Here is an 18,203-nt window from a genome sequence, read left to right as displayed (position 1 = left end):
CGAATGTCACTTATTTTTTCTCGTATTTATTTAACCATACGATTAGTTGTACATGCAACTGTTATGTTTAAAAAATTTTATTTTTTTTGTAATTTATTGGTCGCTTCATTCAGCTCTTGAGAAAGCCGCTCGCTCTCGGCAGCACCTAAAACAACTTTATATGCGTGGTGCAACTCATCCCAACTACTGTCGATCTCTTTGACAAATTCACGACCTTCATCAGTTAAAAATACCAAAGATAACCGTCCTTCTGTAACCGTTTTGACATAGCCTTTATATTCTAACTTTTCTACAAAACGTGCAATCGTTGAAGGCGCTGAATACAACATCTGCGCGATATCTTTTTGAGGAATACCGTTTTTTTCTTTCAAAATCAGTAAGATAAATCCATAAGTAGGTGCAAGTCCCGTTTTCTTGAAAGCTTCATCAGCTAATTTATTCAATACTCGATCGAGCTTCTTCACACTAAAAAAAAGACATTCTTCTAACGAACGTTCAATTGATTTCCCCATTTTTACACCTCCTGTTAGCGTACATATCATAGTATGATTTAGTTGATTTGTCAAAGAGGAGAATAGCATTCATATGTAGTTCAAATGATCATCTATAAAAATACAATGATATGTAGAAGCATCTATTCGTTTTTAGAAGGTGTAAAACAACTAAGGACAAATCCCCATTGTCGTATCTAAACATTCATATAGCATGCAATGAGCAATTCAGTTCACGCATTTAAAAACAACCCACGCTCATAATGAGATCAGACGGAAAGGATGGTTACTATTTCCCTCAAAATATCCACACTATAAACTAGTCTATGCTTAATGTTGATTCTTATTGAGTAATACGAATTCCTACTAGTTTTTTCATACGGTGCCAGTGACTGAAAAGGATTCTTTCGAATGACCTTGAGTCATTCATCAAACTGCTTATGTAACCCAGCTCCCTTAAGTTTAGTAAGATCTTTTTCGTAATTTTTTTAATTTCTATAATGTATCCCAATCAATCTCATCTAACTCTTCCGTTTCTTCCTCTTCGTATTGCTTAATCTGATTGAGCACCCCTGTATTTTGTAAATAGAGCGTTTCCTGAATTGCATTCCAATCTGATTTACTTATGATTACTACACTTTCCTCTTCACTTTTAGAATGGATGATTTCAACCGGTTAATTGTCTGCCACAGCATGCCTAATCAAGCTATATAAATGATTACGAGCCTTCGTTTCCATCTCTATTCACGCCCTTCTTTATTGCTAAGTATAACGTACATACAAGCGTGCACCAATAATCATAAACCTGATAAATTTCATCTTATATCTCTTGTTAACATAGGCTTTATCATTTGATTTCATTGACTGATCATAAAGAAGAGAACATAGCTTTTTATTCAATATCTCCAAGCCTAAAAAAAATACAACACTAGGCTCGAGACATTAGGTAGCTTGCACACCTAAAACCAAATGAACGGTGTTCCAGAAATAAGTGTGAAATATAAAAAATGAAAAGAAAAATTTCCGATACTTCACACTTATTTCTCGGAGCTGAGCAATTCTATCACTCATCACCCAATTTTCACTACAAATGCTTCATAAGGACGTAATTCGATTTCTCCTACAGGTACTTCTCGATCATAGTTGGCAATGATTAGTTCCGTTGCTTCTTGCGGAATAGTCCATTCATGTGTTTGCTCGGATAAGTTACAGACGATCAACCAACGTTCTTCATTTAGTGTACGATAATAAGCAAAGACCTCAACTGGCGTTTCTGTCAACAATTCATATTCTCCCCAAACGATGATCTCATTGTGTTTGCGTAACTCGATCAAGCGTTTGTACGTATAGAAAATCGAAGAGGAATCTGCGACTGCTTGTTCCGCGTTGATGGTTTTGTAGTTTGGATTGACGGATAGCCAGGGCATTCCTGTCGTAAATCCACCATGTGCTGTTTCATCCCACTGCATTGGTGTACGTGCATTGTCACGTCCTTTGGCATTGATAGACTGCAAGATATCTTCTTTATGATAGCCAGCTGCAAGTCGTTCGTGATACATATTGATCGTTTCGATATCTTTTGCTTCTGAGATGTCCCGGATTGGCGCATTTGTCATGCCTAGTTCTTCCCCTTGATAAATATAAGGAGTCCCTTTCATCATGTGTAGTAAAATAGCAAACATTTTTGCACTTTCTACACGATATTCCTGATCATTCCCCCAACGTGAAACAATTCTCGGTAAATCATGATTATTCCAAAACAAACTGTTCCAACCTTCATCACCTAACGCTGTCTGCCATTTTGACAAAACTTTTTTCAGTTCAGAAACATCTAAAGCTTTTAGATCCCATTTATCCTTACCTTCTTGTTGGTCCAAACTCATATGTTCAAATTGGAAGATCATGGATAGTTCATTTCTTTTAGGGTCTGAATAAAGCTTCGCGATTTCTGTCGTTGCGCCCCAAGTTTCACCTACCGTCATCAAATCTTTGTCGCCAAAGGTTGCTTGATTCATTTCTTGTAGGTATTCGTGAAGCCGAGGTCCATTATTGGTGATTTCTTGATCGGGTAGTTTGCCGATCGTATCGATGACATCCATGCGGAACCCGCCAATTCCTTTATCGATCCAAAAATTCATCATGTCATAGACTTCTTGTCTGACTAGCTCATTCTCCCAATTCAAATCGGGTTGTTTCTTGCTGTATAGATGCAAATAATATTGACCAGTCGCATCATCAAATTCCCAAGCAGGTCCACTAAAAATCGAACGTAATGTATTAGGCACATCACCATTTACTGGATCACGCCAGATATAATAATCTCGATATGGATTGTCTTTGCTTTTTCGTGATTCGATAAACCATGGATGTTCATCAGAAGTGTGATTGACGACTAAATCCAAAATGATTTTGATGCCTGATTTCTTCGCTTCCTCAATCAGTTCGCCCATTTCAGCCATCGTCCCAAACTCAGCCATGATTGCTTCATAATCGCTGATGTCATAACCATTATCATCATTTGGGGATTCATAGACTGGGGAAAGCCAGATCGTATCGATTCCTAGATAGGTTAAATAATCTAATCTTGAAATAATCCCTCTTAAATCACCGATTCCATCTCCATTCGTATCTTGAAAACTACGTGGATACACTTGATATACCACTGATTGGTGCCACCATTTTTTCTCCATATGATCCTCCATTTGTTTTGTCCTATTCTTAAAGAATTGTAACGCTTACAAAAACAAGAGTAAACAGGTACAAACATGTTACCGATAACATTAAAATCTGGGGTTTAGAAATAAAAAAGAGCGTGGGGAAAGTTTCAATTCATGGAGTATGCCTGAAAACAGAAACCATCGATTGAAATAAGTAGAATTTGCTATCAACATGTCCGTTTAGAGTGTACCCTAAATAGACACTAGCCGATTATTGAAAAATCTCAATTTCCAATGTATGATTAGGGTGTATTTTAAATAATTCGAGAAAGTAGGTAAAAAATTGAAAGTTGCTTATATTCGAGTTTCGTCGATTGATCAAAATGAACAACGGCAAATTGAAGAAATGAAAAAGTATGGCGCAGAAAAAATTTTCATCGAGAAACAATCTGGAGCAACGATCACCCAACGACCGATTTTTCAGGAAGCTTTAGAGTTTGTCAGAGAACAAGATATTTTTATTGTCGAAGCCATCGATCGATTAGGCAGAAATTATGACGAAATCATTGACTCAGTCAATTACCTCAAAAAGAAAAATGTACAACTAATCATCACTAGTTTACCAATCATGGCTGAAGCAATTGGAAATCCTCTCCTGGATAAATTTATTAAAGATTTGATCATTCAGATCTTGGCCATGATTGCCGAGCAAGAGCGTTCTGAATCTAAACGACGCCAGGCACAAGGAATTAAGATTGCAAAAGCGAATGGTGTTTACAAAGGACGTCCTAAGTTATATAGCGCAGATACAAAAGATCCCCAACGTCGCCTTGTTTATAAAAGCATCGTTGAGGATCTTGAGAATGGCGTTGCTATTTCTAAGATTGCAAAAGACTACAATATTACTAGACAAACAGTTTATAGAATTAAAAATGAAATAAATAATAAGAATACCTATATAAAGACAAATAATCATTAACCATTATAAAAACTCTTACTAAAGTAAGAGCCTACACATTTAAGTTATTCCCATCAGCCATCAATCCATCATACCACATTGAAAATCATGGAATGTTTCGGGTCCATACTGCGTTTGTACCCACATAGTTCTTTGAAGTAGATGAGATAGTCACTTTCGACGATTCGAAGGATTTCCACATCTGAACAGTGATCAAAGTCGATCAGATCTACTACTAGACTCATCTTGGCATCGATTCCTAAGATCTCCGGCAATAGTTTCCAAAAATTCTCCTGACAGATCTGACTTACTAAGGTTTCCAATCGTTGGATCTGGGTGTTTAAATAGACCTTTAGGTCTTCACTTGCTCGTTTTTCTGCCTCTTCAAAGGTACTTTAAAAGCCCTCCAGATACGCTTCTTTTGTAAAAAATGTAGGCATTGTTTTTTCCTTCCTTCTTTTAAAATGTTTCATGATCGATCAGTGGATTCAACTGATGCTTGACTCTTGCCCAATCTTGCGCCGTAGGAATACTGCCCATAAGAACATAATCCGTGTCAAGAGCGTAATCCAAAAGGTACGGTCGATAGTTCGTTACAATCAAATCAACGTGTGCATCATTTAAATGTTCCGGCGTCAATTCCTGAAGCGGCATAAACAACAGCTTATGATATTCCCCTAATAGTACACGTGCCTGCATTCGGATGGATTGAACCACTAAGTAGTCACCTTCTAATAAAAATAAAACTTTTTTGACCGGTTGGTAATAGTGGAACAATAAGTTCATATATGCCGTAAAACTCACCACGATATCTTCAAAATATCGGGCAGAAAAACTGAGTACTCGGGCATGTTTTAAGAGAAATTGTTTATGGGCTTCATAAATCTGTTTATCGCTTTTCTTTACTATCCAATGGATTTCTTCTAGCTCTTTGTTCAACACTGGACTCACTGCTTCATTCATCAAGCGCGAAATGAAAAAAGAGGTCATAAACGGTTCTAAAGTATCCGTATCCCATTGTTCAAAGAAAGGATCAGAAAGATAATCTGACACGATGAACTGAAGATCCTTCCAGCGGTTGAATCGTTGGTTAAAAGTTTGTTCTTGGTCCACACGATGGATCGTCCGTTTGGAAATAATCGATAAATGGATCCAAGCGAATTCTTCCTTTGATAGATAGATCTCGTATTCATCTTTGATTCTTTCTTGTAAAGAATAAAGCAACTGAAAATCTTTTTCCTGATAAATGCTTACTTTTACCCATTCAGGTAAGGACATAAAATGGTTTTGATGAACTCGGACCATTGCGATATAAAGCTGGTAATAAAAGGCTGAAATCGTGATTCCCGTACCCAATTCATACTTTCCCAATTTGCCAGACAGTTCGTTCAAGACCAACGTATGTAAGTCTTCTGGCGGACGGATTGTATACGGAGTTTGTTCACTGCTATAATAAAAATCAAAAAAGAACTTTCGGATATTGGCTTCTTCCCCTAAAAAATTGACTGGGTTAAAAGCCAACGTTAACTCATACTCAGCTAATACCGGTCGGATTCTTGATAAAAACCTTCGTAAAGTACTCTCTGCATAACTGTGCTGGTGAGCCAAGTCAGCCACTGTAAAATCTTTTCCCCAAAAAACATTTCCCACGATTTCAAATAACACTTCGTTTTCCAACAGTTGTTCTTTTTTCTCTTGGTAGTCCCTACGATTTCGTTCTTCAAAATAATACCCACTATAATTCGAACGTAATTCGATGCTTGTGCCAAAATGGTTTTTGAATGCTTGAATATCTTTTATCAAGGTACGTTGTGAAATAGCCAGTCGTTCACTCAGCTCTCCAATCGTAAAACGCCGTTCTTGTTCCATCACACTTAACACCTGCATCCATCGCTTGACCTCTGCGCTTGTAATAAACGCCATCTGAAACTCACGCAATTTTTTTCCCCCTCACTTTTTCAAATATTTCCCTCTTATGCTCGTTCACTCATCTTTACTCAGAAAATGCAGAGAGCACTTCATCGATTTTCTCCTTGCTAGGTACATAGGGAAGTTCAATCGTTTCACGAGCGTTTCTAGCTTGTGGTTGATTCACGATTTGTACATGACGTACTAGTCCAAGTGGATTCATTTGGGCAGCTTCCACCACCTGTAAGCCAGATTTTTTTAAAATCGTTTCAACTTCCTGTTTGATCCATCGTGTCAAAGCACGTGGTCCTACTAGCTGATAGGAAACATAAATCGTCTGGCTATATTTTTTCTTCTCAGCTAAAAAACGTTTCATGAGTACTTCTAAAGGAGACGGTTTCTCACTGTTTGCATATGGCACTTGTTCTGGTGCTTCAAGTGTAGGTAGCTGGAAAAAGGCCTCCATTAAAAAAAGGAGTGTTTCGAAAAAACCATAAGTCAGTCCTTCGGTCTTATGCATCGGTAACTCATACTCACTCGCAGGTGAAAATGTGCGGGTAAATGCCTGTTGTGTCAAAGGGTTCAAAAATTGACTCTCATCTAACGTGAGAAGAAACAACGCAGCTTTTTCTGGTCCTGGCAGAACCACACTCACCTGTTGATCCAAAGCCTGGATTAGAGTTGTTTGGGCTTGTTTATGTGCCACTTGTTCTTGTAAGCAATGTCCTTGGTCGACTCGTTGCTTAGCTAGTTTCAGCCATTGATTAAACAAGGTTTGATCTAGGTACCAAGGTCCGTCTTGAATCGCCACTTTCTCCTGATGTAGGTCCTGAATATGCTCTGAAAGAAACCTAGGATACAATGGTAAGGTGAAATAAAAATCATAAAGGAATTGGCGAATCCCCGCTTCTTCTCCCCATAATCGATTGGTTTTAGATTCAATTTTTATCCCATAATAGGTCGTTAATAACGTTTGAAGCTGCCGTTTCATCCGTTGGAAGCTTGCACTCGACACATCAAGATACGCCATCCACTGTTGATTGTCTAAACACTTTTCCGCAGCCAACTGATCCACAAAGAGAAAAAGTTTCTCTTCATTTAGTAACGCTTGTTTCTTCTCATAATACTCTTTAGGGTTCAGAAAGGAAAAGTGATAGCCCTTCTCATCGCCGATCAAATGGATCCGCTCACCAAAATAGTCCTTGATCGCCTTTATATCCTCAATAATCGTCCGTCGCCCAAACCCAGTCTGTTTAGCTAAGGTTTGTGCGGTAACATGTTCCTCTTCTTCTAACGTCGCCAATAAGAGCAGCCAACGTTTCGTCTTATCTGCCATGACTAAATGATCAAATAAAATGTGCATATTTTTTCTGTCCTTTCTATAAAGAAAAAGAAAAGAGCCGCAGCCCTTTTCTTTCTTGTGACTAATTGTCGGGAACTACACTTAGTTCCCAGGTGAGTGTTGTTTCATAGGTGCTTGCTCTTGGATTCGCGGTTGGAGGGACTTCAAGTGCCACGCTTTCGCTTGCACTTTCACCGTCACCAAACCGATAGATCCAGGTACCTGCTCCTTGGCCATCGAGCGCGGTCAGAAGTTTAGTCTTTTCTCCTGGAATTAAGGTAACACCGTCTTGATTATACAACATCGGTTCATCACTTCCGTGAATAGACTCCAATTGTTGGTTAGTGAAAGACAAACGTGCCCCTCTTAGTTCATTTTCCTGTAGATCCGTAAATTGACTGTTTTGCGTAACTGCTAATTGCCAGCCGTGACGTTCCTCTTCTGGCCGTCGATCACTGATCTGGATATAGTTTGGTCGCTCTTCAGCCTCATTGACGGTTCCATCCGGATTTAACAAGCGTTGCGGTTGCGCATAATATCGCTTCGTTCGCGTAGAAATTGCTTGTTGGCCAAATGTGAATCGAGAAGCAAAATCTATGCTTAACAAGCCTTGGTCTTCTTCGAGCTCAGGTTTATTCTCTGGATCGACTTCTATTTCTGGATTCATCGGATCCTTAGGATTAGGTGGTCTTCTCGATTTTTCAACAACCGTACTTGCGGTAGCAGATTTTCCGTTTAGATAGGCATAAGCCGTCACTTCGTTTCCTTCAGTGAATAGTGAATCTTTAGGTAACTCATATAAATAGTCTCCATTTTCATCAGCAGTCACATGATATTTATCGGTTTCCGAAAAATTTGGTGATGGAATTTCACCATCTGGTATTGCTGGATCACCAGAGAACCGTATTACACTGTGCGGAGAAGCCTTGCCGGTAATAGTATAAGAATTTACTTCCAATGCGTCTTCCGTTAGAGGGTCAATAGTTATCTCCACATCTGGTATTTTTTCAAAGAGTATTCTCTGAACGTTACGTGTAGTAAAAGCTTCATTGAAGCTAGTCATCGTCTCTTGAAAGATAGAAGAAACATTCGTGATTGTTGGATTTATCGTATTGTAACGAAGAATTAAATTAAAAATAGGGGTCCAAAAATAATCGGGTTCTTCTGTAAAATTATCTCTATTCCATTGCTTAACAGATTGAACATCAATATCCAATTGCCCTGTACTTCCTGTGATATTAATCAGTCCATTAGTTACAGAACCTGAGATCTGGTTTGTCCGTTCTAAATTAACCTTTTTTGCATCAGAAAATTCAAATATTGAATTTGCTGAAGCAAAAAATAGTAAATTTTGATTGATTGAATTACTGTCACTTTTTATGTCCATAGATCCATCTTTAGCAATTTTAAAGTTAGCAGCACCTGCGACATAAATGATGCTAGAAGATGCACTTCCTCGACCTTCAGCATTTATATTAAGTTCAGCATCTGACCCCACTAAAAGCGAACTTCCCGCATTCATAGAAACTAAGTTGCGATTAACTCCATTACTTGTGAAACTGTGATTCGTAGATTCAATATTAAATTTTGCTCCATCATTAACCTCTAAAGTAGAGGTAGTACTACGCAAAGTTAGTGCTGCAAAATTCCGAGTCGTATCAATATTGATTGTTGATCCTTCATCCATTATCAAATTTCCATTTGCAATATCAATGCTGGATCCAGTCTGCGCATTCGCATTCGCACTGGCTAATGTACCGTTTGATTCTAGGTTGAAGGTAGCATTTTTTTCAAGTGTAAGACTACCTGACTGGTTACCTACGCCAATTACGACATTGCCAGAGTTCAAAGTAGAAAAATTGACAACAGCATCTTCTTTAATTGTTAAACTGCGTGACTCAATATTTATAGAATTAGGAGTATACACAGCAAAGTTCGTTCTAAAAGGTGAACTATAGCTTGCTACTACATGGTTATCAATTTTACCATACAGATCTACATGGGTATAATAAGGTGCAAGCATTTGATTCCCCACAACAGACACATCTTTCAACGCTATTCTGGATATCTGTTGCTGAGCCAACGAGAGTCCCTGTTGAACTGACCAAAATCCCCACCAGTTACCTGAGTAAATAGTCGCATCGTTAAAAGTGATATCCCAAGGTGATTGTGCATTATGGGTAACCCCCATCGGAACAAGTGACACTGAGCCAAAATCTATATGATGTCCATTCCCATTCACTACTAATTTTCTCGAACTATTTGCAGGTGTCAAATAAACAAATTGTGCACCTCCTGATGGATTAGAACCTACGCCAGTAATAAATCCCGGTACAGTGGAGTTTGTTGGAACTTCAAAGTCTTTTGTCACTTCTATTGTCGTGATAGAAGGCGTACCTAAAGCCTGTCCAAAGTCTGTCCAGTTAGTTACCTCAGCTACTCCTTCTTCAGGAGAAATATAGGAAACAGCCTTGTCAATTTCAACTTGATCACCTGTAGCTGTGTCTTTATTTTCTTTACTTTCTTCGGCTTCAGTTGATTCATCTTTATCTACATTAGTTTCTCCTTGTTCATCCGGTGATATTGTTTCCATCGGCTGTATATAAATTTGTACTTTTGCTTCATCGATTGCGGCTTCATAACTTCCTTCTTCTTCGAATACCACCGGAAAAGTGAATGTTTCTTGCATTTTTTCAGAATGAATTACCCAGTAATTTGCTTCCTTGGATTCTTCGATCGTAACGCCTACTGGCATATCTTCTTCAACAATCCTAGCTTCTTCAGGCAATTTTACGGTTGCTTCATTTATTTTTTTATTTGCATGAAATGAGAGAATGATATTTTCTCCAGCTTTGCCTACAATAGTTGAATCAATAGTTGAAAAAGAAAGAGGTAAATCTTCAATTTCCTTCAACTTGGGAATATTAGGTAGAACTTCTTCACTAAAGCCATCTAGTTCGGTTTGATTTTCTTGAATATCGATTGCATTTACTGAAGATAAACTGACGGATGCAACTGGAAAAATGAGCACTTGAATAAATAGTAATCCTATACTAATAACACTCAAAAGATAGCAGAGTTTATTTTTCATTACGATATTTCCTTTCTATCTCTATGCGAGGAAAATTTGTATACTTATACTTCTTTTTCGCTTTCACGTGCTTTTTTCTTTTGCCACATCAGGTAAAGCACAAGTCCAAGCATTAAAATAAGCAAAATAATCGAACCGATCATCCACCAATTGACACCAGAATCAATCATTACGTCTTCTCGATTTAACTTGCGGGCTTCTTCGGCTTCAATCGTAAATTCACGCGTCCATGACCATTCATTCTCTCCCGATGTAGCTGTTAATTCTAGGACATAGTTCCCACCTCGAAAACGGTCGCCTTCTAAAGAAATCGGGAAGTTGAAATTAGAATTTGGGGCCATCTGCATCATTTCTTTCTCCGCCTTATAGAGAACCTCGTTCTCCCCTACTCGTTTTACGGTCGCTTCCACCGCCAATTGATTGACAAAAGTGGGCGTAAAGTTTTGTAACGTGGCGCTGATCACATTGCGGTAGTTCAATTGATCTGCAAACACATCTAATAGTTCCAACTCCGGTTGCACCGAGTCTCGAGTATTACTAACGACCACACCAACCACATGGGCAAACTCATTCTTGATAGCTACGCCTTCTCCTCCTGGGGCATCGCTATCTTCCTCTTCTTTTACTTCGGTGATCCTTAAACCGCCGGCTAAATACCCTTCAAAGGCGTCTTTAGGCATTTGCAGAGGAATTTCTATAACCTTTGTTTCATTTCCAGCTAAAGCAATGACCTCCGAAGGAGTCATCAGCTCATCCAAGGAGTGGATTAAGGATGGATCCGCTTCTTCAACATCTTTGCCATACTCGACATTCCCCAAAGTATTAGTATAAGCTGTATGCGGTGTCACCTGAACGTTGATTGGTTCTGAACTGGAATTTCCGACTTCTAGTCGCAAAGTCTCTTTTTGTCCAGGAGGGAGTAATAACTCATAGTATCCTTTACTTTCATCCACTTGGCTCTCTGGAAAAAGAGGGGTAACATACGTATTTAAACTCGCTTCTTCGGCCTGGACCGCCCGTGGCAAGAAAAAGAAGAGCGCTATAAGCAACCATAGACTTTTTTGTATCGTTTGTTTGTGTATCATTTGTCATAATCCTTTCTAAAAAAGCAGCGTCACAGAAATCTGTAACGCTGCCAGTGACTAATGGAACATGGAAATAGGAATGTTTTACTTCTTAAACCGCATTAGGTTCCTCATTATCTGGTGTTAGTTCTAATTCCCATGTCAATGTAGAGGTATACGTTACTGCATCTTTGGCAGTCGAGCCAGGAACAAACAATTGGATCGCCTTATTTTCAACGACATCTACCCCATCTTCTACTTGTTTTGCGAGCGCATCATGATCTCCCCAAACAACGGAAGAAGTTCCGCCACCCTTTTGGTTAGCAGCTGTCATGACCGGCACGGCCTCTTCACTTGGAATCAACTCTAAACCACTTGTGTGAATCGTCGGTTCCTGATTTGCATCATTCACACTGTAACGAAGGGAAGGATCGAATAACGTAATTTTGGCGCCTTTTAACACACTATTTAGGGTATCTGTTTTTGCTTGAAATTCACTTAAACTCACGCTCAGTTCCCATCCTTCATTCGTTCCGCGGGTGTCTTGAACTTGTGCCATACTGACATAAGGAATCATATTTTCCTCGCCTGTTGTTCCGGCTTTCTGTTGCATTTCCGCAATCATGTTGTAATGTTCATCAGCAGTTGAGATAACTTTCGTTCCAAAGTTCATTGTTGGAACTGTTGCAATCGTTAGTGGTCCCGTACCAGGAATTGGTGGGATCGTCACATCTGGACCTTCAGGATCAGGTTCTACTACTGTGTCTTCAATATTTGGAGTGAAGGTGACCTGACCGGTCGTTGTTGTTTTACGTACTTCTTTTGACTCTTGGTTTCCCTCTTCAGCGAAAGCCTGTACACCTCCTGCGAAAATCGTGGTTGATAATGCGGCTACAGTTGCTAAACGAATAAATTTCATACTTAAATTCCTGCTTTCTTTTAATTAATTTTCTTGTGTTTCTTTTCTTTTTTTATTCCCTACGACTAATAAAACACCTGCCACTAAGAAACTTCCAATCCATAGCCCAAGTGAGCTACCGGTCATATTGGTTTTTGGCAAAGTTCCTCCTGGCTTTTGTGTGCTGGTGCTGGGAGGTGGATCTGGTGGACCGATTGGTTCATAAGTTCCTGTAAACCCAATAGATCCTTCTGACTCGACGGATTGGACCTGTGTACCATACACCTGCAGGGGAAATTGTATCGCTATTATTAGGGACATTAGACCAATCATAAGACCAATAGTTTTTCGCATCTTCCCTCCTCCTTTAACATCTATCTCAAAAACTATGGTTTCTAATACGTTTTAGTGAATAAACAAGGCTTAACCTTTAGCCTTCCTTATATTCATTATCTTATAACAATTTATATAAGGTTGAAAATCACAATTTTCACCTCGTTATGCATATCTAGAAAATAACCCAAAAAAACAAATGAAATCATTGATTCATCAGAATGAATGGGAGAAAATAATTAGTGCTCAAAAAAAAATAAAAGGTAAGGATCAAAAATATTTAAGTTTTTTGATTCTTATCTTTTATTTTTCTTGCTCAACTTCGATGTCATTTTCTAATTTAAGTGTTTAAAAGCGAAATAGAAAGTCCAACAGGGTATACCCTGTTGGACTCCTGCATCTATTAAATGTTTTGTTTAACTAAATACAAATTTCTTTAATAATTCTATGATAAACAAATCAGTTTGCAAAATGATATAAATTCTAAAAGATTGTCCAAAAAGTATGTTTTCGGGACAATCTTTTTTATAAACATATTTTTAGACTACATTAAATATCATCGAATATTTATTTTTTGTACTCTGCTCATTGCCACAAAGTTCCTTGAAGTACGTGCGATAGTCTGTCTCAACAATTCGTAAGATTTCATTTATTGGCAATTTGTTATAGTCATAACTAATTAGTTCTGACATTAGTGTTAGTTTCGCATCTACCCCTAGAATTTTAGGAAGATTCTCCCAAGAATTATCTGGTGAAACTGTACTTGTCAATTGATCGAGTTGCTCGAACTGTTGTTCCAAGTACGCATTAAGTTCTTCGTTTTCTCTTTTGTCTTGTGGCATACGTTTTTGGAACTGATACCTGTATTCATCCGTTGTTAGGGGGATATTCATCTTGAAGTTTCTCCTTTCTTTTTTCAGTTTCTTATTGATTTAATAAAAATTTACTACTTATTATTGATCTGACTAACAATTCGATCTATCAAAGACTCTAAAAATTTTACAATTAGAAAACAGTATTCTTTTCTAATTGTCAGGAACTGCACTTAATTCCCATGTCAAAGTTGTCGAATAACTAATTGCTTCTGGATTCGCCCCTTTTGGAACATTTAATGCAACACTTTCTTTTGCCGTCTCTGCATCACCAAACCGATAGATCCAAGTACCTACACCTTCATTTCCTTGCGCTTTCAACAAGGTACGCCTATTCCCTGGGATTAGCTCACAGGGTACAGATTGTAGCCCAGGTGCTGTTCCACCTTGTGCAGAAACCACTTGTTGGTTCGACAGACTTATACTAGCGCCATTCAATACTTGGTTTTCTTCCCCTTTAAATTGTTCTTTTTGCGTGACTGCTAATTCCCAACCATTACGCTCAGATTCTGGCCGACGATCACTGATCTGCACATAGTTAGAGCGCTCTTCATTTTCATTGACCACACCATCTTCATCCAATAGACGTTGCGCTTGTGCATAATAAGTTTTGTCATGAATAGAAATAGCTTGTGTGCCAAAATTAAAAGAAGAAACGAAATCAATACTCAGTAGACCTTGTTTTTCTGGTAGTTCTGGGCTATTTTCTGGATCAACTTCAATTTCTGGATTTAATGGATCAACTGGATCAACTTTTTCTGTTACATATTGGAAAATTATTGTTCCATTCTCACTTAAGACGCCCTTGTAATTGCTAGTGCTACTCTTAAGTATATATCCTGGAATATCAATAGGTTTCACTTCATAATCTTCACCCTTTATACCATAAAATTGATTACTATCATAAAGCTCATTTCCATTCTCATCTAAATACTTGATTTCCATATTTATCTTTTCTCCTACAGCCACTGAGTTTATAGCTGATTCTCCAAATTCCTCTCCTGTAAAAGCAAATATTCTAGAAGATATCGAATATCTTGAGCTTTCTGCTGTGAAAGACACTTCCCTAAAGCCATTTGGATCTACCTCGGTTGAAGTTAGTCCATTTCCTCCTGCAAAACTCTCCCCTTCATAAACGATTAGTCCATTACGTGCATTCCCAGTAAATCCCCCTCTGACTAAGTATTCTCTTCCAGGAACAGTATTGAATGATTGCCCGGCAATCAATGTAGTATTTTCCTTGATTCGGACTCTCAACCCTTCATTATCTGATTTATTTCTAAACAAAACTCGATCAGTAGTTTCAGTTCCATCAAAAGCATATCTGAATTCTGAATTACTCTCTAATGTATTTGATATGCTTAATTCTGTTAGTGGGCCAAGTATCCCTGGTCCTATGAACAGTGACCAGCCATCGATAAATTGACCACTTGGTCCATAACTAAATAATGGATTTCTAAATTCTGTAACCTTCCTATCAAATGAAGGATTAGTTTGATAGCTATCCAGTAATTCATCGTATTGGCTATAATCATTTTCAATCAACTCGCTTGATTCCTTCATTTTATCAGCAGGATTTTCAATAGAAACTTCCTCTTCTTGCTCTTGAATCTCCACAGTTGCTTTTACTTCTCCCACAGACAGTTCATAATTCCCCACTGTTTTAAATACAAGTGGAAGAATAAACGTAGTTTGAGCATGTTCTGACTGAATCAACCATTCCTTAGACTGCTCACCTTGTATAACCGAGGCTCCTTCTGGTAACTGCTCTTTGACGATCGTCGCTTCTTCGGGTAAGACCACTCGTGCTTCTGAAACTTCTTGATCAGAAGCGAATGTCACTTGTAGGGGTTCTTCAGTCGTTCCTTGTAATTGAGATTGAGGAAAGAAAAAGTTAGGAGTACTGGCTAGTTCTTCTAATGAATTTTCAATAGCAGGGAGTTCCACTGGTTTATGCCCCTCTGTGTCTATCTTTATCTCTGCGGAGTACATGCCTATCGGCATGAATACTGTGTGAATCACTAGAATTGTCGTCCCTAAAAGAAGCATCGTTCTTCTTAGTCTTGAGATCATTACATTTCCTCCGTGTTATTCGTTTGCTCTTTTTTTCTTTTATGGAGAAATAGGTAAAGAATGATTCCAAGCAATAAAACGAGTACCATGATTGCTCCAATCATCCACCAATTAATACTTGTATCAATCGTGACATCTTGTTGATTCAATGCTCGAGCTTCGTCCGCCTCGATCGTAAATTTCCGTTCCCATTCCCATTCCTCTTTCCCAGAACGTGCCGTCATTTTCAACAGATACTCCCCACTGCGAAAGCGATCCCCATCTAAGGAAATCGGAAAATTGAAATTGGAGTTTGGCGCCATTTGCATCTGTTCTTGACTTGCTTGGTATAAAATTTCTTCTTCACCAACTCGTTGCACCGTGGCTTCAACTTCTAAGCGATTCACGAATGTTGGAGTGAAGTTTTGTAGATTCGCACTGATAACATTGCGATAGTTGAGTTGATCGGCAAAGACATCCAACAACTCTAAATCAGGTTGCACGGCATCTTGGTTGTTGCTCACCACCACACCGATAATATAGGCAAACTCATTTTGGATGGCGACCCCTTCTTCGTCACTCGTCTCTTCTGTTGTGTCTTCTTTGACTTCTTCGATCCGTAAGCCACCTGCTAAGAATCCTTCAAATGCTTCTTTTGGCATCTTCAGATCAAGTGTCACTGTTTTCGTTTCGTTACCACCAAGCTCGATGATTTCGGGATGTTCGATCAATTCATCCAGCGAATGCTGGAGTGTGGGGTCGGCTTTTTCCGCGTCTTGTCCGTATTCCACGACCCCCATCACATTCGTATACGCAGTATGTGGCGTGATTTTGATTTTCTTTGCTTCTGCATTGGCATTTTGTAGTTTCAATGTCAGTTTTTCTGTCGCATCCGGTGGGAGAGTTAGCTGAAAATAGCGTTCGTTTCCTGCCTTTTGATTTTCTGAGAACTCCGGTGTCACATAAAAATTCAAGGTTCCCTCTTCTGCGCCCACACGCATCGGTGCCACCAAACTAACCAATAACAGAAGCAGTATCATTCCTGTTTGTTGGATTTTATTTTTTCGATATGTATTTTCTTGTTTCATTTATTTTCCCCTTTCTTTAAAGAAAGTAGCGCTACAATCTTGTAACGCTACACCATTTACTTCTATCAGCTGAAACCGTGGGTTTCTTCAGGACTATACGCCATCAGTCACACCTGTTTTGTCTTTATCATCTTCATCGTCGTCTTCATTATCCCGAGTAGAAGATAATTCCCAAGTTAGTGTGGATTTGTATTGTGTCGCATCTTTCGCTGTCGAGCCAGGAACAAATAATTGAATGGCATTGTTTGTGACTACCTCAACCTTATCATCCGCTTCTTGTGCGTTTAAGTCTGCTTGATTTCCCCAAACCACTGAAGAAACACCAGCACCTTTATCTTTTTCTGCGTTCATCAAGGATACGGCAGAAGCATTTGGTATCAATTTTAATTCAGCTGCATGAGCTACTGGCGCATTCCCAGCCGTGCTTCCTTCATACTGGATTCTTGGATTCAATAATGAAATTTGTGCCCCAAGCAAGGTATCATTGACTGTTTCTTTCGTTGCTTTAAAGTCGGTCATACGTACTTGTAGATCCCAACCTGCATTCGTTCCCCGGACATCTTGTACTTGTGCAAAACTGACATAAGGGACTTTGTTTTCTTCACCCGTCGTACCTGCTTTTTGTTGCTTTTCTGCGACCATATTATAGGTTTGATCTTGATTCGAAATCACTTGTGAACCGAAATTCATTGTGGCAGCTTTCATGATCGATAAAGGTCCGGTCGTTCCTGGCACTTCAGGTTCAATCTCTACATCTGGTCCATCTTCTGGTGGGATAACCACTAGCTCTTCATCTTCATTGGCTGTAAATTCAATTGTTCCATCCGTAGTGACATTACGTACTTCTTTTGATTTTTCCCCGGGTGTTTCTTCTGCGAAGGCTGTGACACCTCCAACAAAAATGGCGGAGCTTAATGCTGCAATGGTTACTAATCTAACGAATTTCATGTATTTAAATCCTACTTTCTTGAGTTGTTTTTTTCTTTTTGTGCCGCCAAAACCAAAAGCCAAGTACTATGATGATAAGCAAGAGACCAAACATTGACCAAATGCGCATCTGTTCCTCGTTTGTTTTCGGTAATCTTCTGGCTGTTGGGTGACTGACCCCTGAGGGGTGTTGAGCAATTTCTTTTGGTAAATCTGGTTTGATCGCACCTTCCGGTGCTGGCTCTGGTGTTCCTGGTGTTTCATATATGCCAGTAAAACCAATTGTCCCGTCAGTTTCCACTGAGCGTACTTCTGTCCCATAAACAACTAGTGGTGCATACATTTTAATCAGCAACATACCTATACTTAGTATGTATTTTTTTTTGTGTTTCATATCCCTCCCCCTATAACCTTTCTTAACTGTCTCAAAATTCTTCGTTTTTGAGGAGACGACAAAAAAGACATCCAAATAGCAGCTGATGTCTTGAAAAAGTGATTAAATTAAGTTTCTTGTTGAAAATA

The 18,203-nt window shown here is 38.9% G+C and carries 14 protein-coding genes and 1 pseudogene; 1 reads left to right on the top strand and 14 read right to left on the bottom strand.

The annotated features are described in order from the left end of the window. Window positions 1-77: 77 nt before the first annotated feature. Both IGJ99_RS01850 and IGJ99_RS01845 read right to left on the bottom strand, forming a co-directional pair. Window positions 78-512: a MarR family winged helix-turn-helix transcriptional regulator gene (locus tag IGJ99_RS01850; RefSeq protein WP_010736432.1), complete on the bottom strand. Its 435-nt coding sequence runs from the start codon at window positions 510-512 to the stop codon at window positions 78-80. 1,049 nt (window positions 513-1,561) lie between these two features. Next, a complete protein-coding gene (locus tag IGJ99_RS01845) occupies window positions 1,562-3,181 on the bottom strand; it encodes a glycoside hydrolase family 13 protein (RefSeq protein WP_010736433.1) in 1,620 nt (539 codons plus the stop codon). Between the two features lie 310 nt (window positions 3,182-3,491). On the opposite strand from IGJ99_RS01845, the gene IGJ99_RS01840 reads away from it, so the two are divergent. After that, complete coding sequence (locus IGJ99_RS01840) at window positions 3,492-4,127, top strand: recombinase family protein (protein WP_438770521.1); 636 nt, start codon at window positions 3,492-3,494, stop codon at window positions 4,125-4,127. A gap of 68 nt (window positions 4,128-4,195) precedes the next feature. On the opposite strand, the pseudogene IGJ99_RS01835 reads toward IGJ99_RS01840, so the two are convergent. The 12 genes and pseudogenes from IGJ99_RS01835 to IGJ99_RS01780 form a co-directional block, all read right to left on the bottom strand. Next, window positions 4,196-4,474: pseudogene (locus tag IGJ99_RS01835) on the bottom strand (DUF7006 family protein); the annotation flags it as partial. Window positions 4,475-4,565: 91 nt separating this feature from the next. After that, a complete protein-coding gene (locus IGJ99_RS01830; protein WP_438770519.1) occupies window positions 4,566-6,044 on the bottom strand; it encodes a helix-turn-helix domain-containing protein in 1,479 nt (492 codons plus the stop codon). Window positions 6,045-6,099: 55 nt separating this feature from the next. Next, window positions 6,100-7,377 carry a helix-turn-helix domain-containing protein gene (locus IGJ99_RS01825; protein WP_438770517.1) on the bottom strand — a complete coding sequence of 426 codons (1,278 nt, stop codon included), beginning with the start codon at window positions 7,375-7,377 and terminating at the stop codon, window positions 6,100-6,102. Between the two features lie 61 nt (window positions 7,378-7,438). Next, window positions 7,439-10,447, bottom strand: a complete 3,009-nt coding sequence (locus tag IGJ99_RS01820) for a WxL domain-containing protein (protein WP_224434471.1) — start codon at window positions 10,445-10,447, stop codon at window positions 7,439-7,441. Between the two features lie 44 nt (window positions 10,448-10,491). Further along, window positions 10,492-11,532 carry a DUF916 and DUF3324 domain-containing protein gene (locus tag IGJ99_RS01815; RefSeq protein ID WP_224434470.1) on the bottom strand — a complete coding sequence of 347 codons (1,041 nt, stop codon included), beginning with the start codon at window positions 11,530-11,532 and terminating at the stop codon, window positions 10,492-10,494. Window positions 11,533-11,623: 91 nt separating this feature from the next. Next, on the bottom strand, window positions 11,624-12,430 hold the full coding sequence (locus tag IGJ99_RS01810; RefSeq protein ID WP_224434469.1) for a WxL domain-containing protein: 807 nt from the start codon (window positions 12,428-12,430) through the stop codon (window positions 11,624-11,626). A gap of 24 nt (window positions 12,431-12,454) precedes the next feature. Next, window positions 12,455-12,763 carry an LPXTG cell wall anchor domain-containing protein gene (locus tag IGJ99_RS01805; protein ID WP_224434468.1) on the bottom strand — a complete coding sequence of 103 codons (309 nt, stop codon included), beginning with the start codon at window positions 12,761-12,763 and terminating at the stop codon, window positions 12,455-12,457. A gap of 518 nt (window positions 12,764-13,281) precedes the next feature. Continuing rightward, window positions 13,282-13,635, bottom strand: a complete 354-nt coding sequence (locus IGJ99_RS01800; protein WP_438770515.1) for a DUF7006 family protein — start codon at window positions 13,633-13,635, stop codon at window positions 13,282-13,284. A 132-nt stretch (window positions 13,636-13,767) separates the two neighbouring features. Then, complete coding sequence (locus IGJ99_RS01795) at window positions 13,768-15,687, bottom strand: WxL domain-containing protein (RefSeq protein WP_438770514.1); 1,920 nt, start codon at window positions 15,685-15,687, stop codon at window positions 13,768-13,770. Continuing rightward, a complete protein-coding gene (locus IGJ99_RS01790; protein WP_438770512.1) occupies window positions 15,687-16,754 on the bottom strand; it encodes a DUF916 and DUF3324 domain-containing protein in 1,068 nt (355 codons plus the stop codon). The genes IGJ99_RS01795 and IGJ99_RS01790 overlap by 1 nt, the downstream gene beginning before the upstream one ends. A 93-nt stretch (window positions 16,755-16,847) precedes the next feature. Further along, entirely contained in the window at window positions 16,848-17,702 is an 855-nt protein-coding gene (locus tag IGJ99_RS01785) for a WxL domain-containing protein (protein ID WP_438770510.1), read from the bottom strand. 4 nt (window positions 17,703-17,706) lie between these two features. After that, entirely contained in the window at window positions 17,707-18,075 is a 369-nt protein-coding gene (locus IGJ99_RS01780) for an LPXTG cell wall anchor domain-containing protein (protein ID WP_438770509.1), read from the bottom strand. Window positions 18,076-18,203: the final 128 nt, after the last annotated feature.

The sequence above is a fragment of the Enterococcus sp. AZ095b genome, from assembly GCF_051714725.1.
In the GTDB taxonomy this organism is placed as follows: domain Bacteria; phylum Bacillota; class Bacilli; order Lactobacillales; family Enterococcaceae; genus Enterococcus_B; species Enterococcus_B pernyi.
Note: the sequence above shows the minus strand (reverse complement) of the source record. Positions and strands in the feature narration are given on the sequence as shown.

Coding starts and splice junctions, on each gene's coding strand:
- IGJ99_RS01850 (WP_010736432.1), bottom strand. CDS start 512: ATGGGGAAATCAATTGAACGTTCGTTAGAAGAATGTCTTTTTTTTAGT.
- IGJ99_RS01845 (WP_010736433.1), bottom strand. CDS start 3,181: ATGGAGAAAAAATGGTGGCACCAATCAGTGGTATATCAAGTGTATCCA.
- IGJ99_RS01825 (WP_438770517.1), bottom strand. CDS start 7,377: ATGCACATTTTATTTGATCATTTAGTCATGGCAGATAAGACGAAACGT.
- IGJ99_RS01820 (WP_224434471.1), bottom strand. CDS start 10,447: ATGAAAAATAAACTCTGCTATCTTTTGAGTGTTATTAGTATAGGATTA.
- IGJ99_RS01815 (WP_224434470.1), bottom strand. CDS start 11,532: ATGATACACAAACAAACGATACAAAAAAGTCTATGGTTGCTTATAGCG.
- IGJ99_RS01810 (WP_224434469.1), bottom strand. CDS start 12,430: ATGAAATTTATTCGTTTAGCAACTGTAGCCGCATTATCAACCACGATT.
- IGJ99_RS01805 (WP_224434468.1), bottom strand. CDS start 12,763: ATGCGAAAAACTATTGGTCTTATGATTGGTCTAATGTCCCTAATAATA.
- IGJ99_RS01800 (WP_438770515.1), bottom strand. CDS start 13,635: ATGAATATCCCCCTAACAACGGATGAATACAGGTATCAGTTCCAAAAA.
- IGJ99_RS01795 (WP_438770514.1), bottom strand. CDS start 15,687: ATGATCTCAAGACTAAGAAGAACGATGCTTCTTTTAGGGACGACAATT.
- IGJ99_RS01790 (WP_438770512.1), bottom strand. CDS start 16,754: ATGAAACAAGAAAATACATATCGAAAAAATAAAATCCAACAAACAGGA.
- IGJ99_RS01785 (WP_438770510.1), bottom strand. CDS start 17,702: ATGAAATTCGTTAGATTAGTAACCATTGCAGCATTAAGCTCCGCCATT.
- IGJ99_RS01780 (WP_438770509.1), bottom strand. CDS start 18,075: ATGAAACACAAAAAAAAATACATACTAAGTATAGGTATGTTGCTGATT.